The following is a 23935-nucleotide window of genomic DNA, read 5'->3' on the forward strand; positions in this document are numbered from 1 at the left end:
ATAATCCGGTAAGGATGTATTTCAAGTGAAAGACCTGGTTGGCATCAAAAGGTGCGGAAAACATGGATCAACATCGAAAAAACATATTCGTTCTTGGATACGATGAACGCCATGCCCAGGATCTCCTGAAGATACCCGATGCCGATGCCTTCTGCTTCCACCCGCTTTTGCGCACGGACGAGGTGGTACATCAGAAAAACTTCTATATTGATGACAAACTTGAAAAAGCGCGCAACATCTTGCGCAAGTTCGACGGGACAGTGGACGCCATTATCTGCCACTGGGATTTTCCGGCCATGCCCATGGCGGCCATTTTATGCGCTGAGTTCGGCTTGCTGTCACCCTCCCTGGAGGCCGTGCTCAAGTGTTCTCACAAGTATTGGAGTCGTCTCGAACAACAAGAAGTAGTGCCCCAAGCTACGCCGGGATTTTGCGTCATCGACCCCTTCGATGAAAATGCGATTGACAAAATCACGCTGAATCACCCTTTCTGGATAAAACCGATCAAGGGATATGGCTCTACTCTCGGGTTTCGCATCAACAATAGACGGGAGCTTCACCACGCTCTGGGAGTAATAAAACAGAGGATCAGACGCATCGGCGATCCCTTCAACAGTATTCTGGCAAAAGCGGATTTGCCACCTGAACTGAACAAGGTTGATGGTAATTGCCTCATTGCCGAAAACCTCATCCATGGCTGGGAGTTTGCCCCCGAGGGCTATGTGCAGCATGGAGAATTTCACGTACATGGCGTGGTGGATATGATTCGGGACAAAAACCACAAGAGCTTCCTGCGCTATGAATATCCCTCTCAAGCGCCCCGCCGGATCCAGAATCGCGCTATTGAGATAGCCGAAAAAGTGCTTCGCCAGATCGGTTTCGACAATGGCTGTTTCAACATGGAATTTTTCTGGGACGAAGTTAGCGACGACTTATGGATTATCGAGATTAACCCTCGAATCTCCCAGTCTCATTCCTACCAGTTCGAGATGGTAGATGGCATGTCCAATCACGAGGTAGTAGTGCACGTAGCCTTGGGAGATATCCCCCAATTTCAGCATCATGGCGGATTCTACAAGCATGCCGCAAAATTTCTGCTACGGCATTACACCCAGCAGGATGCAGTCGTTGTCCAAGCACCGAATGCCGAACAGATCTCGCGTCTCGCTGAGTCGCAGCCCGACACTGAGATAGTGATCAAAGCACAGGAAGGAATGCGACTGTCACAAATGCCAGACCAGGATTCATACAGCTATATCCTCGCAGAGGTGAATGTTGCAGGCAAAACTCAGCATGAAATGCTGCAGCGTTACCAGCAGGCAATCAAGAAGCTGCCCTTTGAATTCTCGCCACTACCGGCTGGCGAGAAAAATTAAAATCTCATGAGGGCTTCACTCATTGAGGCTGAAACGTTTCTGCTCTCCCGCACACATTTCGTATACCTGACCGCCGAAGCCAACCCGAGCAGCGCAAGACCAGCCTTTCTCAAAACTGACGGTCATCGTTTCGTGATCCAAGTGGATGTGCAACCAATGCCACCGGTAGTGGACACAGAAGCTCAGTTCCTTGAGCTCCTTCGGCAAACGAGGATTGAGCCAGAGTATCCCGTCACGCATTTCGATACCGGTATAGCACCGCTGCATCAGATCCACCGTGCCACCCATCGCTCCCAGGTGAATACCTTCCTGAGTGGTACCTCCCTGAACGTCGTCGAGGTCACTGGCAAGCGCTTCCTGGAACAGGTTCCAGGAGCGATCGCGGTTCGTTCTCGCCAGAACCCAGGCATGCACAACCCGGCTAAGACTGGAGCCATGTGACGTTCGGTCGAGATAATACCCGACGTTTTCAGGAATACTGGCGGGATCGAAGTCATAGCCGAGACGGGAAAATATTTCGCTGAGTTCCTCGGCGGAAAAAAGAAAAAACAGCATCAATACATCGGCCTGCTTGGTGGCCTTGTAGCGGTTCAAATCTCGATCTTCCGCTTCCAGGATACGATCAAGGCGCTGGATATCACCGTGCTGCTCCCGCAATCTTTCCCAGTCCAGTTCCTCCAGGTTGTCCCAGCCCTCGAATTGGCTGATAAGCCCCGACGACTGGAAGGGGACGAACATCCGTTTGCTTACATCCTGCCAGCGAAGCAGGTCCTCGGAGGAAACCCCCAGAAGCTGAAGGAGTTCGGTCTGCCGGTCCTCCCCCAGCATATCCAGCATGGCGCAAGCTGTCTTCAGGACCCATGCGGCCATGACGTTGGTATAGGCGTTATTGTCCAGGCCCAGCTCTTCCCGATCGGGATAGTGGGTATGAAACTCGTCCGGGCCCATGACTCCGCGTATCTCATAGCGCTCGCGGTCAGGATTATAGGTGGCGATGCTTGCCCAGAACTGGGCGATCTCGATCAGTATCTCCGCACCGTACAGCGAGAGAAACTCCATATCGCCGGTGGCCTGAAAATACTGCCACACATTGTAGGCAATGGCGGCGTTCACGTGACGCTGTGTATGGGAGTTATCGGGAATCCAGCGCCCCGATTTCGGGTTCAGGTGCAGAACCTGGCTCTCCTCCCGGCCATCACTGCCGCTCTGCCAGGGAAACATGGCACCCTTGTAGCCGGCCTCGCTCGCCGCCCGGCGCGCCCAGTGCAGGCGTTCATAGCGATAGAGCAACAGGGCACGGGTGAGAGCGGGGAGTCGTAAATTGAAATAGGGGAAGGTGAACAGCTCGTCCCAGAAGATATGTCCGCGATAGCCCTCTCCGTGCAGCCCCCGGGCGGGAATGCTCACGTCCCGCCTCGTCGTATGCATGGAGGCGGTCTGCAGCAGGTGGAAAAGGTGCAGGCGAAGGACGGGTTGAGCATGGGTACACGCTTCACCCGCCAGCGTCAGATCAGCCCGGCGCCACAGCCTTCGCCATGCCCGTTGGTGCTGTTCGAGCAGAACATCGAAATTCGCGGCATGGCGGATTTCCTCACAGGCTTCAAAAACGGGTTCGCTGATAGCGAGGTCTCGGGAACTGTACAGGGACAGCACCTTCTCCACCCTGATCGGCCTGTTTTTTTCCGCCATAAGCGACAGAGATTGACCGATCCAGTTCTGCTCCGACTGGGTGCGCCGCTCGACAGCGGCGGGTTCGTCATCTACCCAGGCCTGGGTACGCACCGCCAAGGCCATTCGGATTCGGGACTGCAGGGTTTTGGCAGTGAGAAAAATCGCCTCCTCCCCCACATGGCCGGTCTCTTCCACCTCCAGATGCCTGCCATTGAGATCCCGGTAACGGGCCACGCCGCTGTTGGTAACACGGCCGTCGATGGCCGATCTCACCTCCACCGCTCCCGACCAGTCAAGGGGGGTAAGCACCCAGCTTATGGCGGCGATATGAGGATCGTCCATGTGAACGATGCGCCGGGTTTCCAGTTTGAATTCACGGTCGGACCGATCCCTGAACCGAATATGCCGATGCACGATTCCCCGGTAAAGGTCCAGCCAATGGGTGTAGTCGAGAAGCGTCACACTCGCCAAATCGAACCATTCCCCATCCTCGCAGCGAAACGTAAGCGGCAACCAATTGGGCCAGTTAACCAGATCCTCGTTTTCTATGATCTTTCCGCCGATTTCGCTTTCCGCGCGATCAAAGCCCCCTGCAAGATAGGTGCCCGGGTAGTGGGGACCTCCAGCCTGGGATTCTTCCACGGCTCCTCGCGTTGCGAAATGGCCATTGCCGAGGGTCAACAGAGCTTCACGGGTGGGCTGTTGCTCCGGGTTCCACTCATGGTAGACCAGTTCCCAATCGCTGAGTGACCTATCTTTCATGAGTTTTTCTCCTCTAACAATCAGTGCCTGAAACGGAAGGGATTACGCGCCCCAGAGTCCCGAAGCGGCTTCCCAAGGCTACTACTGGGTATCTGTGACCACATTCACCGGCTTGCCCTCCACGAACCGGCGAACGTTTTCCAACGTGGTATCGAGAATACGCTGTACCGCTTCCCTCGTATTGAACGCACTGTGGGGTGTCACCACCACATTTTTCATCCGGACCAGCACCTCGTTCGCCAGCAGGGAAGAAAGATCCTGGTTCTCTTCGTAGACGGAACGGAGCAGCTCCGTCTCTTCCCGTATAACCGGTTCATAAGGCAGGACATCCAGACCGGCAGCCGCGACTTTCTGCTCCGCCAGTGCTCTCGCCAGAGCCCGGATGTCGACCACGTCGCCTCGGGCAGTATTGATCAGGACAACTCCGTCTTTCATCTTCTCGAACGCCTCCGCGCCAATAAGATGGCGGGTCCGGGAACTGGCGGGCACATGCAGGGTGATGATATCGGCACTCCGCAGCAGGTGGTCCATAGCCACATAGTCAAATTCAAGCTCGTGGGCAGCGCCCTCATCTGGGTTGATGTCAAACGCCAGCACGTCCATGCCAAACCCTTGGGCAATGCGGATGGTTTCCCTACCGATATTGCCGGTGCCCACGACACCCAGCGTCTTTCCCCGCAAATCGAAACCCTGCAGGCCCCGCGGTGAGAAGCCCCCTTTGCGGGTCCGCTCCACCGCTTCCTCCAGTCGGTGGCTGATCATGAGCAGAAGGCCAAAAACGTGTTCGGCGACGGTGTTCCCGCCATAGTCGGGGCAGTTGCATACCGTGATTCCCCGCCGTTCACATTCCTTGATATCGATGTGGTCAAAGCCCGTGGATCTGGAGGTGATCAATTTGAGGTCTGGCATGGCGTCCAGCACCTGTCGATCCACTTTGGAATAGATGAAGATGGAAATGGCTTCCGCTGCCGCGTGTTCCTCGGCGTTGCCGGCCCGTAGTGGCTCTTCAATGCAGCTCACAGAGTGCTCTTCCTGCAACACCTCGAAGGAATCCCGTTCCCACTTTTCCACATCAAAAAAAACAATGTTCACTGGGATTTGTCCTCTCGCCAGATTTCCAGTGTATCCAGTACACTGTCGGGGTTGAGCGAGATGGAATCGATACCGCTATCCACCACGAACTGGGCGAAATCCGGGTAGTCGCTGGGCGCCTGACCGCAGATGCCCACCTTGCAGCCGCTCTGGTGAGCCTTTTCGATCACTTGCACGATTGCAGTCTTGACCGCCTCGTCCCGTTCATCGAACAGTTCGCTGAGTTCCTCGGAATCCCGATCCACCCCCAGCACCAGCTGGGTCAGATCATTGCTACCGATGGAGAAACCGTCAAACCGCTCGGCAAACTGATCCGCGAGAAACACGTTGGAGGGCACCTCGCACATCATGTACAGCTGCAAGCCGTCCTCACCGCGCCGCAGCCCGTGTTCGGCCATCACCTCGATGACCCGGTCCGCCTCCCGGGGATTGCGAACGAAGGGAAGCATCACCACGATATTGTCCAGGCCGATTTCCTCCCGGGCCTTCTTGACTGCCTGGCATTCCAGGGCAAAACCGTCCCTGTAGCGATCGCTGTAATACCTGGAAGCGCCGCGGAATCCCAACATGGGATTCTCCTCACGCGGCTCGAACTGATCGCCGCCGATGAGCTTGGCATATTCGTTGGTCTTGAAGTCGCTCATGCGAACGATCACCGGATCCGGATACTGGGAGGCGGCGATCATGGCGATACCCCGGCTGAGGTGCTCGATAAAATACGCCGTTTTATCCTGGTAACCGGCAGTGAGCTCCTCGATGCGCTTTTTCGCCTTCTTGTCTTCCACCTGATCGAATCGGGCCAGGGCCAGGGGATGAATCTTGATCACATTATTGATGATGAATTCCATGCGGGCCAGACCGACACCGTGAACCGGCAATTGCCACCAGCGGAAAGCGGCGTCCGGCGCGGCCAGGTTGATCATCAACTCCACCGGCGGTTCGGGCAGATCTTCGATATCGATCTCCCGCTCCTCGTACTCCAGGATTCCCTGGTAAATCCGCCCTTCGCTGCCTTCCGCGCACGACACCGTGACGTCCTGGCCGTCCTTGAGATCCTGAGTCCCGGAGCCCGTACCCACGACCGCGGGAACGCCCAGTTCCCGGCTGACGATCGCGGCATGGCTGGTCCTGCCACCATGATCGGTGACAATGGCCGTGGCCCGTTTCATGATGGGGCCCCAGTCCGGGTCTGTCCGCTCGGTGACCAGTACGTCGCCATCCTCGAAGCGGTCCATCTCTTTGGGACTATCGAGAACCCTCACCCGGCCGGTCGCTATGGATTCGCCAATGGCCACGCCCCTGGCCAGTACCTCGCCCGTTTCCTTCAGCCGATAGCTTTTGAACGCGCCGGATTGCTTTTGCGAGTGAACGGTTTCGGGGCGGGCCTGGACACAATAGAGCTTGCCGGACTCACTGTCCTTGGCCCACTCCATATCCATGGGCTTGCCGTAATGCTTTTCGATGGACACGGCCCAGCGGGCAAGGGTGAGGATGTCGTCGTCGCCGAGCACCAAGGCTTCCTGCTCGGCCTTTTTGGTGTTCACCGTTCTGGTGGGCCCCGATCCCCCAGACGCGTAGATCATTTTTTCCTTCTTGCTGCCGCATTTCTTGGCCAGGATCGGCACCAGGTTCTTGTTCGCAAGCCCCGGCTTGAAGACCCGGTACTCATCAGGGTCCACAGTGCCCTGCACCACCGTTTCGCCGAGCCCCCAAGTGGCGTTAATGACCACGACGTCGGGGAATCCGGTATCCGTGTCGAGGGAAAACATCACCCCGGCGCTGGCTTTGTCAGAGCCCACCATCTTCTGTACGCCCACAGAGAGCGCGAGCTCCAGGTGATCGAAACCGCGATGCTCCCGGTAGTTGAGGGCACGATCAGTGAATAATGAGGCATAGCACTTCCGGCAGGCGTCGATGAGGTCGTCGCCGCCGCGGATATTGAGAAAGGTTTCCTGTTGTCCGGCGAAGCTCGCCTCGGGCAGATCCTCCGCCGTGGCACTGCTGCGCACCGCCACGGGGAGGTTCTTCTTCTCATTGCGGGCAGCAAGCTTCTCATAGGCATTCCGGATGGCCTCTTCAATGTCGTCCGGAAACTCACCCTTGCGAAAGGCCTCGCGGATGTCCTTACCCACCTGCTTGAGCGATTTTTCCTCGCGGGCAAGCGTTTCGGTCAGTTCCCGGATCGTGTCTCCCAGCTCATTGTGCTCGACATAAGCACGGTAGGCATCCGCCGTGGTGGCGAATCCTCCCGGCACCCGCACCCCCTCTTCTCGCAAATTACCGATCATCTCCCCCAGAGAGGCGTTTTTCCCTCCAACGCTTGAGACATCGTCGTTGCCCAGATCCTCGAACCAGCGAACGTAGATTTGTTCCGTCATGGTCAGCCCATCCGTTGCATCATATCCACACAGCGTCGGGAAAACGCCCACTCGTTGTCGTACCAGGCCAGCACCTTGACGAAGCGGTCGCCGATTAACTGAGTATCCTGGCTGGTTACGATGGCGCTCTCTTCTCTGCCGATGATGTCACTGGAAACAAGGGGCGAATCGTCGACGGCGAGAATGCCGTTCATGGCACCATTCGCCCGTTCGCGAAAGGCATCGTTGATCCGCTCATCACTGGCCTCTGTCGCCAATATGCAGGTCAGATCGAGCAGCGAGCCGGATTTGACCGGTGCTCGCACCGCAATGCCATTGAGCCTTCCCTCCAGCGCCGGAATGATCTGGCCGATCATCTTCGCCGCGCCCGTGGAAGTAGGCACGAGATTTTCCGCCGCCGCCCGACCCCGCCGGGGCTTCTTGTGCGGACCATCCAACAGATTCTGGGACGACGTATAGGCATGCACCGTATTGATGAACCCTTTCTCGATTCCGAACGCGTCATGCAGCACCTTCGCCACAGGCGCCAGACAATTGGTCGTGCAGCTTCCGATGGAAATAATGTGATGCCGCTCCGGGTCGAACTGATCCCCATTGACACCCAGGATGAAGTTACCGTCGAGCTCGCTTTTGCCGGGCGCCGAAATGAGCACCTTCCGGGCGCCCGCTTCGATATGCTTGCGCGCGTCTTCCTTTTTGCGAAAAAGTCCGGTGGCCTCGAGAACCACTTCCGCGCCCTTCTCCCGCCAGGGCAGTTGCGCCGGGTCTTTCTCCGTGCTTACCGAAACGACCATACTGTCATCGATAACCAGCGCATCCCCTTCGGCCCGTACCTGGTGAGTCCAGCGGCCGTAGGTGGTGTCGAACTGCAGGAGGTAGGCCAGCGTTTCCGCGTCGGCCATATCATTGATATGAACCACTTCCAGGCCTTCTTGTTCATAGGCGATGCGAAATACTTGACGGCCTATGCGACCGAACCCGTTTATGCCAATCTTCATGGCCAAGCTCTCCATTGCTTTTCAGGGAAGGTTGTCTGACATGTCTATCAGGCTAGTCAAGAATTAACGGACTTAAAGATCATCGATCACTTTTAATCAAATCTTCGCCCGGCGCAGATACAAAGGCGACAATAATCGCCAGCGAGATTAGCGTCATCATGCCCGGCTCGCGGCCTTGAAGTTCACGCCATACGCTTTTAAGGTCACCTGTTCAGGCTTGGCCTGACACTGCTGGCCCATGACCAGCCTGCGCTCGCACCTTATCACCCCAACCCGGTATCAGGTCCCGGCCACAGTTCATGCAGAAAGGCTTCGGTGCCCCGGGCGGTCTGGGGGCGCCTGGTCTGCATTTTGGACAGGCGGCGATCACGCGTGTACCCGGTGCGGCGAGTGACGCCAAGTCACTTTCCAGAAGTACGGAAACATCCACCGGGCAGACATCGGGTTCCCGAAGCAGCAACTTGTATAGCCCGTGCGGCGTCCATACCCAATACTTCCGCCCCAGCAGATAGGAGGCCAACGCCGCGCAGTTCATCCAGCCACGCACCTGGCTGCCATGCCCGGGGATGGCCTCGCGCACCAGCAGTACGTCGCCCTGAGCACCCCACAGCAGAAACTTGCGCGCCTGTTCCGCAGTGATCGTGGCTGAGAGCAGACGGCGCCACCAGGGCTCGAACAGGGTCCATTCGTCCTTGCCGGCAGGGCGCAGGGCAAACACATGTTTGTGACGCCTGTTGACGAACGGATGCCACCACTGTTTTTCGAGGCCCGGCACAAAGCAGACGAACCAGCTTGCCGGTTCCAGCGTCACCGGTGATCCATCCTCGTCAATTTCAAGCTTGATGACATCCTGCTCGGACTTGGTGCGCTCCGGGTGGCGCCTGGTCAGGTGATCCCCCATGGGTTGTTCCTCCCTTTGTTATCGACATAAATCCTCAAGTACCGCGTCAAGCCGACGCACGATGACTGAGAGATGGCCCTCGGCTGGGAGCCAGTGGGTCTCACTGCGCGGCAACTTGGCGGCGAGACGTTGAGCCATGGCCGGGGGCACGATGTTGTCACTCAGCCCTTGCCAGATCCGTACCGGTATCGATACCTCCTGCAGTTCGAAGCCCCAGGCCCGGGCCAGCAGTGCAAGCTCCAGAGCGGGTCCGTGGCCACCCTGCCGCAATGCCTCCGCAGTGCTTGCGGTGAAAATTGCCCGGTAACCCTCATCGGCGAGAACAGCGCGATCCGCCACCGGTGCGTCAGCCGCCATGCGGGCGATAAAGCGGGCCGGACGCCGGCGAACCCAGCGTGCCGCCGGCTCGATAACGAGCCGCGCCAGTGTCGGCGAGTATGCAGCGAGAGCCAGCGCCAGACGGTTCCGCGCCAGCATGCCGCGCGTGGACCGCATACCGGCGAGCGGTGCGAGGGCACCGACAATGGCGACACCATGGAGACGCCGGGGAATGCGCGCTGCACAGGCCAGAGCATAGGGCCCGCCTCCGGAAACTCCGACGACTGCAAACCGTTGCAAGCCGAGTTGATCTGTCAATTCCGCCACGTCCGCGGCCCAGTTGCTAATCGTGCGACTGGGCAGAAACGTGGATTCACCGAAGCCGGGACGGTCCGGTGCAAACAGTCTCAGCCCCAGCCGCTGGGCAGCGTCCGCCGCCAGTCCGGCCTCCAGACGTGAGCCTGGAAAGCCGTGGAAATAGATCACTGGTGCACCTTTGGGGTCGCCGAGTTCCAGGCAGGCCAGCGTACGCTCGTCCGCCAGACGGATCCGATGCTCGGTGCCTTGCGCCGATATCATAATTATGATTTCAGTCGCGGTTCACCGCGACCCGGACTGCCCGTCAGCGGAGCCATAAGCGGGGCCGAAAATCGACGATCATCGCCCTGTTTATCGTGACTCTGATAGGCATGCTCGCCGTACTGGTGTTGTGTCAACATACCGCATCCCTCCTTATCTTTTATGAGCTATTTCAGGGTTGCCCAAAACAACAGCTAGCTCTTTCTCCACTGAGGCTCTCGCGACACGAGTTAGTGGGTTTTGGTTGCTAATTGGGGCATGCGGCTGGTACCGTTCGCAAATCCTTGCAGGCGGTAACGGTAGGCACGGCCGTGATTGGTCAGCAACTCTATCCCGCCTTGGCTGTCACCCCCTGCCACTTCAGACCTCCCCTTCCAAAGGATTTAAATGCTCTACGAGCATCGTCAACCACGGGGCCAGCAAGGCGGAAGTGGGTATCGCGCCAGCGGGCATTCCCGAAAATTCGCCGCGAGTTGAGCGCCTTAATGTTGAAACCACTAAGATAAGTAGCCTTGTCATCAACGATGGTAAATTTGCGATGATTGCGCCGGTGGAACAGCCAGGGCTTACGCCACTGCCAGGGTGGCACCATATAAATCTGTCACTCGCCTCCTTCAACCGCCTGGTCTAACTTCCTGGGAAGCCAAAACGCGAACCCAATACCATGCGCCAGAGCCACTTCCGTCAGGCAGCTCAGGTTACGGGCCAGGTAGACCAGCTTATGCAGCATTGAGGACCGCCCCTGGCGCGCGCCCATATTAAGCAAAGCAACCAGTCCTACTTCCTTGTACACAACGGCTCATGGATACATGAAGGCTCATCATCTAATCTCCAGGTCAACCAACCAAGCGTGTCGCGCACCTACCTCGACGACCACCGAGAATAAAATAAAAAAAGACAGATGTGTCGTAAGTTCCGCGCCGTGCCTGCACGTAGCTACCCCAGCGACAGTCACCTGGAGTTCCGATGATCGTCGAGTTCCTGCGAAGCGTCCGCAAGCCGTCGCCACTGCCCCCAACGGGGGATGAACATGGGCACTTGCCGCTGATAGGCGCGGTAGGCATCTCCGAACCGGGCGATCACCTGCTGCTCCTCACGATACGCCAGCCAGACGTAGATGAGTACGATCACTGGGAACAGGCAAAGGGAGAACAGTGTTGGCCAGTGCACCACTCCTTCACCAAACAGCGCAATGAACAAGCCAGTGTACTGGGGATGTCGCACATAGCCATAAAGCCCGTCTGTAAGCAACCTATCTTCCTGGCGTGCCCGGTACACCTGGCGCCATCCCTGGATGAACAGACCGACGCCGATGAACGCGATTGTGTAGCCAAGCAGCATCGAGACGAGCATGCCCGTCTCGCCCAGCCCGACCAGTGAGGACCATAGGTTTGCACTGACATACTCGCTGTCAAGGCCGAAAAAGCGCACCAACAGGTAAATGGTGAGCGGGAAGCCGTACATCTCCGCATACAGCGCGATGATGAAAGCCTGTACCGCCCCGGCACCCGCCCACTCGCGCCAGTTTTTCGGCGCGAAGTATCGATAGAAAAACCAAGATACCAATACGATAAAGATAATCGTGATACCCCACGCTCCTCCGTGACTGATCGACTGATTCATCACCCAACTCCCAAGTCTTTGCGGACGCCAGGCGGCGGATTTCATACCGGACAGGTTTTTCTCTAACGCGTCCAGCCTATGGGTGATCCTTTTCGTAACGCCGCCGCAGTAACATTACTCGCAATTTTTCCCAGACTTCCCGACATATACCTGGCACAGGTGGCCTGTATGGCGCCATGGCACTTCTTGTGGCAAGGACATTGAATAGGCTGGCGGCGTAAGACCTTCGACGTGCAAATCCCGGAGCTGGTCAGCCACCTGCGTACCAGCAACCGGGGGATTCTCAGCATAGCTGGGCCATTTTCGTGCTGCTGATGCGCTTCATCCGGCGTTACTGGCCAGACACCAGGCACTAAGCTGGCGCACGGATCGCCTGGTAGTTGCCCGTCCGGAATACGGCCCTAGGGGGCAAATCCCCCGCTTCGTGATCAGCGCCCACGGTGACATGGAAAAACCGGATCAAATCTTTGCCCGGCGCAGAAGTTGCGCATTAATAGCCACGATGACTGTGCTTGCGGACATCAAAATCGCGCCGACCGCCGGCGAGAGCAGGATACCCATCCAGAAGAGAACCCCGGCCGCAAGCGGAATGGCAATAATGTTGTAACCCGCCGCCCACCACAGGTTCTGCACCATTTTCCTGTGGCTGGCGCGACTCAGGCCAACGATCCTTGCAACGTCTCTTGGGTCGGACCGCACAAGAACCACATCACCGGCCTCCACCGCCACATCCGTTCCCGCACCTATGGCGATGCCCACATCCGCAGTAGCCAGTGCCGGCGCGTCATTGACGCCGTCGCCGACCATGGCAACGCTTTTGCCCTCTTTTTGCAGCTGCCGTATCTTGTCCGCTTTCTGATCCGGCAGGACTTCGGCAAATACCGTGTCGATACCCAGCTCACGCGCGACTGAGTTGGCAACGGCCGTCGAGTCTCCGGTAAGCATGGCGACCTCGATGCCGTGATCGTGCAACTCGCGTATCGCATCGTAGGATTCTTCTCTGATCGCATCAGCAATGGCAAAGACTGCGAGCACCTTCTTTTCTTCGACCAAGTAAATCGCAGCCTGCCCTTCCTTACCAAAATCCTCAGCTGCCTTCTGAAGCGACTCGGCAACATCAACACCGAGTTGCTCCAGCAAGGCGGGGCCTCCTACCTGAAGCTTGCGGGAATCCACCTCAGCCTCAACTCCCTCTCCCGCCTTCGCCTTGAAATTTCGGGCCTCGGGAATCTCCAGCTCTCGCTCTTCGGCGCTCATGCGCAGCGCCTTGCCAATGGGATGTTCTGAATCCTGCTCCACTGCAGCGGCCAATTTCAGGACTTCATCAATGTCCTCTCCTTCCGCCGGAACCGTGTCGAGGACGCGGTGCTCACCCAATGTCAATGTGCCGGTCTTGTCGAATACAACGGTATTGAGGTTACGCGCCTGTTCGAGACCGCGGCGGTCCCGAACCAGCAAGCCATTGTGGGCGCCCAATGTGGTCGAAATGGCGGTGACCAGAGGCACTGCCAGGCCAAGAGCATGGGGGCAGGCAATGACCAGAACGGTCACTACCCGACTGATGGTGAAATCCCAGGTAGCGCCGGCAAGCATCCAAGCCGCAAAGGTCAGTATGCCTGCGCTTACTGCAGCTACCGTCAACCAGAAAGCGGCACGGTCAGCCAGCGCCTGTGAGCGTGAGCGGGAACTCTGAGCTTCTTCCACCATTCGCATGATGCCTGCCAGCGCCATTTCGTCGCCGGCTTTGGTCACCTCGACTCGTAGGGAGCCCTCGCCATTTACCGTACCACCAACTACCTCATCGCCCTCCTGTTTTTCAACCGGCTTGGATTCGCCCGTAATCATGGACTCGTCCATGGAACTCTGGCCTTCTTTTACCACGCCATCCACAGGGGCACTCGCGCCGGGCTTCACCAGGATGAGATCCCCTTCCTTGAGTTGATCCGCCGGTACTTCCTCGGTATCACCATCCACCAGCCGCAAAGCAGTGTCGGGTATCAGCTTGGCCAACTCTTTCAGGGCGCCCTGTGCCTGACTTACAGAACGCATCTCGATCCAGTGGCCGAGCAGCATGATGGTTACAAGCGTGGCCAGCTCCCACCAGAGATCATTGCCGGGAAATCCCAGGGTCACGGCCAGGCTGAACACAAAGGCGACAGTAATCGCCAGCGAGATTAGCGTCATCATGCCCGGCTCGCGGCCTTGGAGTTCATGCCATGCGCTTTTAAGGAAAACCATCCCGCCGTAAAAAAACACGACGGTGCCGAGAACCGGAGCGATCAACCATGCGCCGGTAAATTCAGGCGCTGAATAGCCAAACCAGTTCTGGATTCTCTCGCTGAAGAAAAGGATGGGGAGAGTGAGAACCAGACAAACCCAGAATTTGCTTCGAAACATCGCCACACTATGGCCAGCGTGTTTATCGTGGTCTCCATGGTCATGCCCGCCACCTTGCTCATGATCATGCTCGTGTTCCTGGCCTTTTGTGGCGCGCCCTGCTTCCTCTTGCCTGCCAGCGCTCTTATTCCTATTCTCGGAAGGACTCATTCAAATCTCCCTTTTTCCATTGTGATCCCCATTGACACATTTATGCCCATCTTCATGACCAAGGCCTCATGCCTTTCAGGGAAAGTTGTCTGACTTGTATTTAAGCCTAGTCAAGAAATTATGTGTTTGGTCCCGAAGAATCTGGTCAGGCCACGGTCACCGCCTCGGAGAGATAGACGTCCTGAATCGCGTGCAATAGCTGTACGCCTTCAGCCATGGGCTTCTGGAAGGCCTTGCGCCCTGAGATCAGTCCCATGCCGCCGGCGCGCTTGTTGATCACGGCCGTGCGCACGGCCTGATGCAGATCGTCACTGCCGGATGCGCCGCCCGAATTGATCAGCCCAATGCGGCCCATGTAGCAGTTCGCCACCTGATAGCGGGCAAGCTCAATCGGGTGATCGGGGGCCAGCTCCGAGTACACACGCTCGTGGGTCTTTCCGAAATCGAGCGCTTTAAAGCCTCCGTTCACCGTCGCCTGCTTTTGCTTGACGATATCGGCGCCGATGGTCACGGCCAGATGATTGGCCTGTCCGGTCAGATCGGCTGCCGTATGGTAATCGACATCATCCTGCTTGAATGCCGGGTTGCGGAGATACGCCCATAGCACGGTGACCATGCCCAGCTCATGGGCGCGCTCAAACGCTTGCGACACCTCTTCGATCTGCCGGCGCGACTCAGGCGAGCCGAAGTAGATCGTTGCGCCAACGGCAACGGCTCCGAGCTCAAACGCCTGATCGACATTGGCGAACAGGGTCTGATCGTACTGGTTCGGATAGGTCAGGAGTTCGTTGTGATTGAGTTTTACCAGGAATGGAATCTTGTGGGCATAACGGCGGCTGACCGACGCCAGTACGCCGTAAGTCGATGCAATGGCGTTGCAGCCACCCTCAATCGCCAATTCCACAAGATTCGCGGGATCAAAGTACAGCGGGTTCGGTGCAAACGATGCGCCAGCAGAATGTTCCACGCCCTGATCGACCGGCAGAATCGACACATAGCCCGTGCCCCCCAGCCGGCCGTGTCCCAGGATCGTCTGCAGATTGCGCAGCACGACATTGGAACGATCACTGTCGACAAGCACTTGGGACACGTAATCGGGCCCCGGTAAATGCAGATGATTGCGACTGATACCGCGGCACTCATAACCAAGCAGTGATTCGGCTTCACCACCGAGAATACGTTCGATTTCGTCCATTCAATTCACCTCGATTAGGGCTCGTGTACGCTGTTTTCGGGAAGCATCGGAAATCTAAGAAATAATAGACCCTGATAGAGGTCCCTTCCAGCGGGGGTCTTTTCAGGTTTTTTGCAGACCTATCCATTACAGATCCTCATCTTCTCCACAGCAAGCCCGGTTGTGCTCGGCTAAAGATTGACTAGTTTTAAATAAGCATGGATCGAACATCATGAATTCACGGGGCACTTCTGCAGCCCTCCGATCCATTTATCAGAAGGCAGGAGGCCGTAAAGCATGAACACATTGAGTGACCTGAATTTAACCAATTCGCGCGCTCTCGTTCGCGTGGACTTTAACGTCCCCTTGGATGACGAAGGCACGGTTCTGGACGATAGCCGGATCCGCGCCGCCCTGCCGACGCTACGTTACCTTCTGGAGAAAAACGTCGGCTGCGTATTGATGAGCCACCTCGGCCGGCCGGGCGGTGAGCCGGTGGTAAGCCTGAGCCTGGCTTCGGTTGCCGAAAAGCTCTCTGAACTGCTGCCCGGCAAGCGGATACGCCACTGTGAGGAAGTCGTGGGGTCGCAGGCTGAGGAGATGGCTCGATCTCTGGGCGGTGGCGAGATCCTTTTGCTGGAAAACTTGCGATTCCATCCCGGCGAAAAGGATAACGACGACCAGTTCGCAAAGGCGCTGGCCGGGCTCGGTGATATTTACGTTAACGACGCCTTCTCGGCCTGCCATCGAAAGCACGCTTCCGTACACGCGCTAGCAACGCACTTCCCGGCAGACAAGCGAGCGGCAGGTTGCCTGGTGGAGCAGGAAATCGAAGCCCTGGACAAAGTTGTCGATAACCCACAGCGCCCGCTGGTGGCAGTTTTCGGCGGCGCCAAAGTAGCGGACAAGCTCGAAGCCATCAACGCCCTCATCGGCCGTGCCGAGCAGATACTGATCGGCGGTGCCATGGCCTATACGTTCCTGCGGGCCCAGGGAGTTTCCACGGGCTCTTCCAAGGTGGAGGAAGATCGCCTGGACGACGCCCGTGAGATTCTCGAGAAGGCCGGTGACAAACTGCTTCTGCCCACAGACCATGTCATGGGCATGGGGGAAGAGACCCGTACAGGCAGAGAAATCACCGGCGACTGGATGGGAATGGACATCGGCCCGGAGACCGCCTCCCGCTATGCAAAAGCCATCGGGAACGCCGCTACAGTGGTATGGAATGGACCCATGGGCAAGATCGAGGAGGAAAGATATTTCAGCGGTACACGGCATATAGCGGAAGCCATGGCTGCGTCCCGCGCGGTCACCGTTGTCGGTGGCGGAGAAACCGGACAGGCGGTTCACAGGGTCGGGATAGAGAATAAGCTGACGCACCTTTCCACCGGTGGCGGCGCCTTTCTCGACTATCTCGCCCATGGCTCACTGCCGGCGCTGAATGTTCTGAAGGAGGATTAACCAATGGATCTCAGACCCCTCCTCACCGAGAGCGAGGCAAAAATTCTGTTTGTCGTGGCGGACGGCCTCGGTGGAATTGACAGTGAAGGTCGGGGCACGGAACTGGAAGCAGCCCGAACGCCTAACCTGGATCGGTTGGCGAGTCAGGGCGCCACAGGCTTGACCTACCCTGTGGCGCCTGGCATCACACCCGGCAGCGGACCCGGTCATATGGCTCTTTTTGGCTACGATCCGGTGGAGCACAACATCGGACGCGGGGTTCTTACCGCGCTCGGCATCGACTTCGACCTGAAGCCTGGTGACGTTGCGGCCCGCGGTAATTTCTGCACCCTGGACAGCGACGGCGAGGTGAGCGACCGGCGGGCCGGCCGCATCGATTCCCGGGAAGGTACCCGGCTGGTGCAGATGCTCAAGGAGATTCGTCTCGACGACGTGGAAGTTTACGTCGAACCGGTCAAGGAACACCGTTTTCTGCTGGTTTTACGAAGTCAAAAAGAGGTATTGGGCGCCCAGGTAAACGACACGGATCCCCACCGAACTGGGGTGCCGCCCCGTGAACCCAATGCCCAGGAAGAAAAGTCACAGGAAACCGCCCGCCTAGTGAGCACGTTCTTAGAACAGGTCCGGGAAATTCTCGCCGAGGAAGTGCCGGCCAACATGGTGCTGTTGCGGGGTTTCGCGCAGTTGCCCCGGCTAGCGTCGTTGAGGGAAAGCTATGGGCTGAATGGCTGTGCCCTGGCGGGATATCCCATGTACCGGGGCATCGCCCGGCTGCTGGGTATGAAAGTCGTGGACTGCGGTCCCGACCTGGACAGCGAAATCGATGCGTTGAAGGCTGCCTGGTCGCACCACGATTTTCTGTTCTTGCACTTCAAGGAGACGGACAGCCGCGGCGAGGATGGCGACTTCGACGGCAAGGTGGCCGCCATCGAGGAGCTGGACCGGGCAATTCCCCGACTGATCAAACTGCAACCTGATGTCATTGTGGTGACGGGAGATCACAGCACTCCCAGTGCACTGGCCAGTCATAGCTGGCATCCGGTACCGGTTCTGATCAGCGCGAACACCTGCCGAGTGGACAGCGTCGAGGTCTTCGGTGAAACCGTCTGTGCCGGCGGAGGGCTCGGCCACCTGCCGGCAAAACATCTCATGACCCTGGCACTGGCCCACGCCGGCCGTCTGCGAAAATTCGGAGCCTGAGCGATGAGTTTGTGCCGGACACTACCCGCGAACCTCAGACAGTCTCTTTGGTGGACGCCTCCCAATCACATGGTTGACGAAAAGTTGAGATTAACTCCATGACAAAGCGCAGAAAAACCATCGGCGGCAACTGGAAGATGAACCTTAACCGCAAGGATTCCATCGCATTGGCTGAAAAGTTGGTGGCCGAGGCGGACACGCAATCCCTGGATCTCTGCATTTACCCCGCGCTGCCTTATCTGGATAGGGTTGCCGGTGTGCTTTCCGAAGCCGGAAGTTCCATCAAGCTCGGCGCCCAGAACTTCCATGGGAAATCGAATGGCTCGTTTACCGGGGAGATCTCACTGGAGATGCTCAGGGATATCGACTGCCAGACGGTGCTGGTAGGTCACTCGGAGCGACGGCACAAGCTGGGAGAATCGGATGTTCTCGTCAACCAAAAGCTTCTGGCAGCCCTGGATGCCGGCTTTGATACCACTCTGTGCATCGGTGAAACGCTGGAGCAACGGGAAGCGGATCAGACGGATGCTGTCAACACAGCGCAGCTGTGCTACGGCCTGGCCGGTGTCGCTTCCGATCAGCTACGACAGGTGACCCTAGCCTATGAACCGGTATGGGCCATCGGTACCGGCGAGAGCGCCACGCCGGAAGATGCGGCATCCGCTCACGCCGCCATTCGTCGATACATGGAATTCGCCTACGGCAAGGCGGCGGCCGCGGCTATCCGCATCCAGTACGGCGGCTCGGTGAAACCGGACAATGCCGCGGATTTTTTCGCCCAGGCCGATATTGATGGCGCACTGGTGGGCGGGGCTTCCCTCGAGGCGGAGGATTTTCTCCGGATTATCCAGCTGGCCACCTCTGCCTAACGCGGATAAGCGAGGTTTACCCCGATTGAGCTCCGTAACCGAAAAAAAACGCACTGCTTCCGACAACCCCGATTGGCATGCTACCGAAATAGATGATGTTCTCGACCAGCTGGAGGTTCGAGCAGAGACGGGGCTGAGTGGCCAGGAAGCTCAGGAGCGTCTCAAACAGTACGGACCGAACCAGCTGCGGGTGACGCAGAGCCGACCCTGGTGGCGGATCCTTCTGGGACAGTTTCGCAGTATCGTCATTTACCTGCTGGGCGGCGCCGCCGTTCTGGCGTTTGCCACCGGCCGCCTGCCGGAAGGTTTCGCGGTTCTGGCAGTACTGCTGGTCAATACCGCCATCGGCTTTGTCAGCGAATGGAAGGCCGTACGATCCATGGCCGCCCTGCGCCGATTGGGAGAGCACATGACCCGGGTCCGGCGGGAAGGCCGTGAGCGGGAGATTGCTGCATCGGAAATCGTGCCTGGCGATATCGTACTGCTGGAAGCCGGCGACCTCGTCCCCGCCGATGTGCGCTTGCTAGAGGCGCAACACCTGAGGGTCAACGAAGCGCCCCTTACCGGTGAGTCCGTTCCGGTGAGTAAATTAACCGATGCTCTGCCAGCGGATACCGACCTCGCCGACCGCACTAACATGCTCTACAAGGGCACCAGCATCGCCGATGGCACTGCGGTGGGCACTGCGGCGGCCACTGGTTCGGAGACGGAACTGGGCCGGGTATCAGCGCTTGCGGAATCGGCCGAAGGAACCGTCACACCCTTGCAGCAGCGGCTGGATCAACTGGGGCGCCGCCTCGCCGTATTGACCATTTTTATTGCCGTCGTGGTTGCCGCGGTGGGTTTTCTGGTGCGGGAGCAAGAGGCCGCGCTGGTGATCGAGACGGCACTGGCCCTGGGTGTGGCCGCCATTCCTGAAGGTCTTCCTATCGTCGCCACCATTGCCCTCGCCCGTGGCATGTACCTGATGGCCGCCCGTAACGCCCTGGTAAACCAGCTCACTGCGGTGGAAACCCTGGGAGCCACCCGGGTGATCTTTTCGGACAAGACCGGCACCCTGACTGAAAACCGGATGCGGTTGCAAAAAATCGTCACCCCGACTGGCGAGCTGGTGCTGGAAGAAGCCGAGCTCGCAGAAGAAGAACTTGCGGACAAGGCGGGGGTTCGCCGCGCTCTGGAGGTGGGGGTGCTCTGTAATGGCGCATCCCTCGATCAGCAACAGGGAGAAGACAACCCCCGCGGCGACCCCACTGAAGTCGCGCTTCTGAAAGGAGGAAAAGACCAGGGACTGGAACGGGAATCGTTGCTGGAAGAGCGGCCCGAGGTTCGGGTGGAACAATTCGAGCCCCGGCTCAAGAAGATGGCCACCTTCCACCAAGATGAGGGCCAGTATTACGTGGCAGTAAAGGGCGCTCCCGAGGCGGTGCTGGATGTCTGCAGCGATATCCTGGCGGATGACGGCACCGAGCCGTTGGATGACGAGACACGCCGGCAATGGGTTGAACGCGCCAGTCAACTGGCAGGCGAGGGTTTGCGCCTTCTGGCAATGGCCGAGAAACGGACCGAGACTGAGGATTCCGATCCCTATGAAGATTTGTGCTTCCTCGGCCTTGCAGGCTTGCTTGATCCACCCCGCGAGAATGTAAAAGAGGCGATAGACACCTGTCAGGCCGCAGGTATCCGGGTGGAGATGGTCACCGGCGATCAAATAGAGACCGCTACCGCGATCGCCCGAGCCGTGGGGATCGTCGGGGGCAAGGATGACCCGGAGACAGTCGGCATGCTGGGACGCGATATCGGTTCCCCCGACGATATCGACGAGGACCAGCAGGAGAAGATCTACCGTGCCAACATCTTTGCCAGGGTGAGCCCTGAGCAGAAACTCGACTTGGTGAGCATTTATCAGAATCGGGGAGAGATCGTGGCCATGACCGGTGACGGCGTCAACGATGCACCCGCTCTGAAAAAGGCAGACATCGGCATTGCCATGGGCAAAAGGGGCACGGAGGCGGCCAAGCAGGTTGCCGACATGGTGCTGAAGGATGACGCCTTTGAAACTATCGTGGCGGCGGTGAGGCAGGGAAGAGTCATTTTCGGCAACATCCGCAAGTCCGTCATGTTCATGCTCACCACGAATGTCGCCGAGGTACTGGCGGTGGCAGTAGCCATCGGCGCCGGCTGGCCTCTGCCGCTGCTTCCTCTGCAGATTCTCTATCTCAATGTGCTCACCGATGTCTTTCCCGCTCTCGCTCTGGGGCTCGGCCCAGCCAGCGGAAGTGAGATGGAAGAGCCACCCCGTAGCCCTCAGGAGTCGGTGCTGACCCGAGCCCACTGGATGGAGATCTCGGGATTTGCTGCCATTCTGGCAGTCTGTGTGCTGACTGCCCTGCTGCTGGGAGAACATTGGCTGGGATTGACCGAGCTGGAAGCGGTGACGGTTTCTTTTCTCACTCTGGCTTTCGGCAAGCTCTGGTTTACCTTCGTTTTACGGGATCCGAAATCTCCCATTCTGCTTAACGAGATAACCCGCAACCCCTGGGTATGGGGAGCGCTGGCACTTTGCATCGCGCTGTTGGCGGCCGCTGCATACCTGCCGGTGCTCTCTGACCTACTGCAAACCCAGCCCCTAGGCTGGCAACCCTGGCTTCTGATTCTGGCAATGAGCGTCATTCCCTTGCTGGCGGGACAAATAGTAAGGGAGATACAGAGGCGCCGGGTATCTGAATAACTGGGGATGTTGATGCTCACGAAGAAGCCAAGGAGAAGCAGTTGCCGTCGTGCTATGGATGCAGGGCAGTCGAGTAGATACTATTTCAGAAGGCGGGTAAGATAGGAAATTCACATAATAAAAAGCAACTTGACAGCTTTCATTGCAAAATCTGTCATCTTTAAATGGAGGTGGCCCCAAAAGCCACATCCCGGCACACGCGACCACCACTACCGTTGCTCCCTTCCGGGCCTGGCGGGGTTCGTGGTTTAGCATTGCGGGAGGACCTAAGGGGCCACCATAATGCAGTATCTTACCGATACCTAGCGGATGTTGGTGGCTACGCCCTGATTTGAACAGGGGACCCCATCATTATGAGTGATGTGCTCTAACCAGCTGAGCTACGTAGCCTTTCCGACATCAGCGGGGGCTTATTATGCATTTCTCATTCCCCAAAGGCAAGCCCAATTTCAACTTGCCTTTGGGATTATCTAGCAGACTTCAGTTGCTCAGCGCTTCGCGCACGGCAACAGCGGCATCATCCCCTTCGCGTGTGCTGACGCCTTCCAACCAAACGTCCAACACTTCATCGTGAGCCAGGAGATAGTCACGCGCAGCATCGCGCGGCGCTTTGCCGTCATCCATGATCGCGCTCATGATCTGGTTTTCCATTTCCAGCGTGAAGGACAGATTCTCCAGGAAGGTCGCCACATTGGGGCATTCCTCGGCATAACCGCCACGGGTATTGGTGTAGACCGTGGCGCCGCCTAGTTCCGGGCCGAAGTAATCATCGATGCCTTCCAGGTAGGCAATATCGAAGTTGGTGTTCATGGGATGCGGCTCCCATCCCAGAAACACCATCCATTTCTCATTGGGAACGCGTGCGCGTAGCTCCGCCAACATCCCGGCTTCACTGGAGTTGACCACTTGCCAGTCACCCAGGCCGTAGGCGTCGTCTTCGATCATCTTTTCGATCAGTTCGTTACCGTCATTGCCGGCTTCAATGCCATGAATACGCTGTTCGAATTCATCCGCATAGTCAGCCAGGTCGGTCACCGAGGTTACCCCGGCGTCATGCACATACTGAGGTACCGCCAAGGTGTATTTGGCCCCTTCCAGGTTGGCTCCCAGACGATCCACCTCACCTTTTTCAATATAAGGGTCGCTGATCGAGGCCATGGACGGCATCCAGTTGCCCAGAAACACATCGAAATCGTTATTGCGCATACCGGCATAAGCGATCGGCACCGACACCGTGTCGATACTTGCGGTATAGCCCAATCCTTCCAGTACTTCGCTGGCAAGTGCTGTGGTGGCCGTGATATCGGTCCAGCCGACTTCCGCAAAGCGAACCGTTTCACACTGCTCCGCCATCGCGGGCAAACTGGCTGCGGTTCCTACAACAGCCACGCTAGCGGCCAGCATTTTTCGAGTGAAAGGCAATTTTTTCATGAAGCTCTCCTGAGATTGACGAACCAGCAATGGCATTTGCCCGAAGTGATTTGCTTATCGCATTTGAGTATCTAACCGGGCTTCTTTTATTGATTGAACGTTCAATAAAAAAATGCCATCCTAAAACAGGTAACCATGACTACCGCCTGGTTTCAAGTGCAGGTGACAACGCAAGGAGATAGACGTGCCCAAGGTCGGAATGGAACCCATTCGCCGTCAGCAGTTGATCGCGGCCACCATGGCAGCGATTGATGAAGTCGGGCTTGCGGAAGCGACGGTGATGCGCATTGCGCGTCATGCGGGTGTATCCGCGGGGATTATCAGCCATTATTTCGGGGGCAAGGATGGGCTGCTCGAAGCCACCATGCGCCAGATCCTCACCGACCTGGGCAATGCCGTCGCCGCGCGACGCCACGCTCTCGGCGACCACTCTGCAAGAGCCTATATAGGGGCGATCATCGAAGGCAATTTCGACCGCACGCAGGTGACCGGCCCTGCCGCCAAGACCTGGCTGGCCTTCTGGGCCAGCAGCATGCACAAGCCCATACTGCAGCGCTTGCAATATGTCAACGACCGACGCCTCTACGCCAACCTCTGTCACCAGTTCTGCCGTCTCATGCCGCGCGATGAAGCGCGCGATGCCGCCCGCGGCCTGGCGGCGATGATCGATGGCCTGTGGCTACGCGGTGCGCTCACGCCGGAAGGTCTGGATGCCGACCAGGCACGACGCCTGGCATACCAATATCTCGACCAGTTGCTGGCTCATCACAGCCAGCGCCTCCAAGCCCCATAGACACCCATTCAACCGACTGACACCCTATCCACCT

Annotated in this window: 16 protein-coding genes, 1 tRNA gene and 1 other RNA gene; 6 read left to right on the forward strand and 12 right to left on the reverse strand. The window is 57.8% G+C overall.

Annotated elements, in window-relative coordinates; genetic code table 11:
- Positions 1 to 62: 62 nt before the first annotated feature.
- Positions 63 to 1376, forward strand: a complete 1314-nt coding sequence (locus LG290_RS10505) for an ATP-grasp domain-containing protein (protein WP_499834790.1) — start codon at positions 63 to 65, stop codon at positions 1374 to 1376.
- Positions 1377 to 1391: 15 nt separating this feature from the next.
- On the opposite strand, the gene LG290_RS10510 is transcribed toward LG290_RS10505, so the two are convergent.
- From LG290_RS10510 to LG290_RS10550, 9 genes are all read right to left on the reverse strand, one after another.
- Positions 1392 to 3809, reverse strand: coding sequence for a glycoside hydrolase family 65 protein (locus LG290_RS10510; RefSeq protein WP_499834791.1), 2418 nt, complete (start codon positions 3807 to 3809; stop codon positions 1392 to 1394).
- Between the two features lie 81 nt (positions 3810 to 3890).
- Positions 3891 to 4901 (reverse strand): hydroxyacid dehydrogenase, encoded by a 1011-nt coding sequence (locus LG290_RS10515; protein ID WP_499834792.1) that lies wholly within the window; start codon positions 4899 to 4901, stop codon positions 3891 to 3893.
- Positions 4898 to 7279, reverse strand: a complete 2382-nt coding sequence (gene ppsA / locus LG290_RS10520; protein ID WP_499834793.1) for a phosphoenolpyruvate synthase — start codon at positions 7277 to 7279, stop codon at positions 4898 to 4900. Before ppsA ends, LG290_RS10515 begins: the two co-directional genes overlap by 4 nt.
- Before the next feature lie 2 nt (positions 7280 to 7281).
- The gene (gene gap, locus LG290_RS10525) at positions 7282 to 8277 is read right to left on the reverse strand and encodes a type I glyceraldehyde-3-phosphate dehydrogenase (protein WP_499834794.1); all 996 of its coding nucleotides are present in this window, start codon (positions 8275 to 8277) and stop codon (positions 7282 to 7284) included.
- 211 nt (positions 8278 to 8488) lie between these two features.
- Positions 8489 to 9178, reverse strand: coding sequence for a hypothetical protein (locus LG290_RS10530; RefSeq protein WP_499834795.1), 690 nt, complete (start codon positions 9176 to 9178; stop codon positions 8489 to 8491).
- Between the two features lie 18 nt (positions 9179 to 9196).
- Complete coding sequence (locus LG290_RS10535) at positions 9197 to 10075, reverse strand: alpha/beta fold hydrolase (protein ID WP_499834796.1); 879 nt, start codon at positions 10073 to 10075, stop codon at positions 9197 to 9199.
- Between the two features lie 951 nt (positions 10076 to 11026).
- Complete coding sequence (locus tag LG290_RS10540; RefSeq protein ID WP_499834797.1) at positions 11027 to 11698, reverse strand: methyltransferase family protein; 672 nt, start codon at positions 11696 to 11698, stop codon at positions 11027 to 11029.
- Between the two features lie 459 nt (positions 11699 to 12157).
- Positions 12158 to 13885 (reverse strand): heavy metal translocating P-type ATPase, encoded by a 1728-nt coding sequence (locus LG290_RS10545; RefSeq protein ID WP_499834798.1) that lies wholly within the window; start codon positions 13883 to 13885, stop codon positions 12158 to 12160.
- 505 nt (positions 13886 to 14390) lie between these two features.
- Complete coding sequence (locus tag LG290_RS10550) at positions 14391 to 15440, reverse strand: class I fructose-bisphosphate aldolase (RefSeq protein ID WP_499834799.1); 1050 nt, start codon at positions 15438 to 15440, stop codon at positions 14391 to 14393.
- Between the two features lie 276 nt (positions 15441 to 15716).
- Between LG290_RS10550 and LG290_RS10555 the strand changes: the two genes are divergently transcribed.
- From LG290_RS10555 to LG290_RS10570, 4 genes are all read left to right on the forward strand, one after another.
- Positions 15717 to 16880 (forward strand): phosphoglycerate kinase, encoded by a 1164-nt coding sequence (locus LG290_RS10555; protein WP_499834800.1) that lies wholly within the window; start codon positions 15717 to 15719, stop codon positions 16878 to 16880.
- A gap of 3 nt (positions 16881 to 16883) precedes the next feature.
- Positions 16884 to 18080 (forward strand): 2,3-bisphosphoglycerate-independent phosphoglycerate mutase, encoded by a 1197-nt coding sequence (locus LG290_RS10560; protein WP_499834801.1) that lies wholly within the window; start codon positions 16884 to 16886, stop codon positions 18078 to 18080.
- Positions 18081 to 18178: 98 nt separating this feature from the next.
- The gene (gene tpiA / locus LG290_RS10565) at positions 18179 to 18949 is read left to right on the forward strand and encodes a triose-phosphate isomerase (protein ID WP_499834802.1); all 771 of its coding nucleotides are present in this window, start codon (positions 18179 to 18181) and stop codon (positions 18947 to 18949) included.
- 25 nt (positions 18950 to 18974) lie between these two features.
- Positions 18975 to 21677 carry a cation-translocating P-type ATPase gene (locus tag LG290_RS10570; RefSeq protein WP_499834803.1) on the forward strand — a complete coding sequence of 901 codons (2703 nt, stop codon included), beginning with the start codon at positions 18975 to 18977 and terminating at the stop codon, positions 21675 to 21677.
- A gap of 174 nt (positions 21678 to 21851) precedes the next feature.
- Here the strand turns inward: LG290_RS10570 and ffs are convergent.
- From ffs to LG290_RS10585, 3 genes are all read right to left on the reverse strand, one after another.
- An RNA gene (gene ffs, locus LG290_RS10575) (signal recognition particle sRNA small type) lies at positions 21852 to 21948 on the reverse strand.
- Positions 21949 to 21990: 42 nt separating this feature from the next.
- Positions 21991 to 22067: transfer RNA gene (locus LG290_RS10580), tRNA-Met, on the reverse strand.
- Between the two features lie 90 nt (positions 22068 to 22157).
- On the reverse strand, positions 22158 to 23030 hold the full coding sequence (locus tag LG290_RS10585; protein ID WP_499837085.1) for a choline ABC transporter substrate-binding protein: 873 nt from the start codon (positions 23028 to 23030) through the stop codon (positions 22158 to 22160).
- 262 nt (positions 23031 to 23292) lie between these two features.
- On the opposite strand from LG290_RS10585, the gene betI reads away from it, so the two are divergent.
- The gene (betI, locus tag LG290_RS10590; RefSeq protein WP_499834804.1) at positions 23293 to 23901 is read left to right on the forward strand and encodes a transcriptional regulator BetI; all 609 of its coding nucleotides are present in this window, start codon (positions 23293 to 23295) and stop codon (positions 23899 to 23901) included.
- The last annotated feature ends 34 nt before the right edge of the window (positions 23902 to 23935 follow it).

It is taken from the genome of Halomonas sediminis, from assembly GCF_044871105.1.
In the GTDB taxonomy this organism is placed as follows: Bacteria; Pseudomonadota; Gammaproteobacteria; order Pseudomonadales; family Halomonadaceae; genus Vreelandella; species Vreelandella zhuhanensis.

Coding starts and splice junctions, on each gene's coding strand:
- LG290_RS10505 (WP_499834790.1), top strand. CDS start 63: ATGGATCAACATCGAAAAAACATATTCGTTCTTGGATACGATGAACGC.
- LG290_RS10510 (WP_499834791.1), bottom strand. CDS start 3,809: ATGAAAGATAGGTCACTCAGCGATTGGGAACTGGTCTACCATGAGTGG.
- ppsA (WP_499834793.1), bottom strand. CDS start 7,279: ATGACGGAACAAATCTACGTTCGCTGGTTCGAGGATCTGGGCAACGAC.
- gap (WP_499834794.1), bottom strand. CDS start 8,277: ATGAAGATTGGCATAAACGGGTTCGGTCGCATAGGCCGTCAAGTATTT.
- LG290_RS10530 (WP_499834795.1), bottom strand. CDS start 9,178: ATGGGGGATCACCTGACCAGGCGCCACCCGGAGCGCACCAAGTCCGAG.
- LG290_RS10535 (WP_499834796.1), bottom strand. CDS start 10,075: ATGATATCGGCGCAAGGCACCGAGCATCGGATCCGTCTGGCGGACGAG.
- LG290_RS10540 (WP_499834797.1), bottom strand. CDS start 11,698: ATGAATCAGTCGATCAGTCACGGAGGAGCGTGGGGTATCACGATTATC.
- LG290_RS10545 (WP_499834798.1), bottom strand. CDS start 13,885: ATGATGACGCTAATCTCGCTGGCGATTACTGTCGCCTTTGTGTTCAGC.
- LG290_RS10550 (WP_499834799.1), bottom strand. CDS start 15,440: ATGGACGAAATCGAACGTATTCTCGGTGGTGAAGCCGAATCACTGCTT.
- LG290_RS10555 (WP_499834800.1), top strand. CDS start 15,717: ATGAACACATTGAGTGACCTGAATTTAACCAATTCGCGCGCTCTCGTT.
- LG290_RS10560 (WP_499834801.1), top strand. CDS start 16,884: ATGGATCTCAGACCCCTCCTCACCGAGAGCGAGGCAAAAATTCTGTTT.
- tpiA (WP_499834802.1), top strand. CDS start 18,179: ATGACAAAGCGCAGAAAAACCATCGGCGGCAACTGGAAGATGAACCTT.
- LG290_RS10585 (WP_499837085.1), bottom strand. CDS start 23,030: ATGGCGGAGCAGTGTGAAACGGTTCGCTTTGCGGAAGTCGGCTGGACC.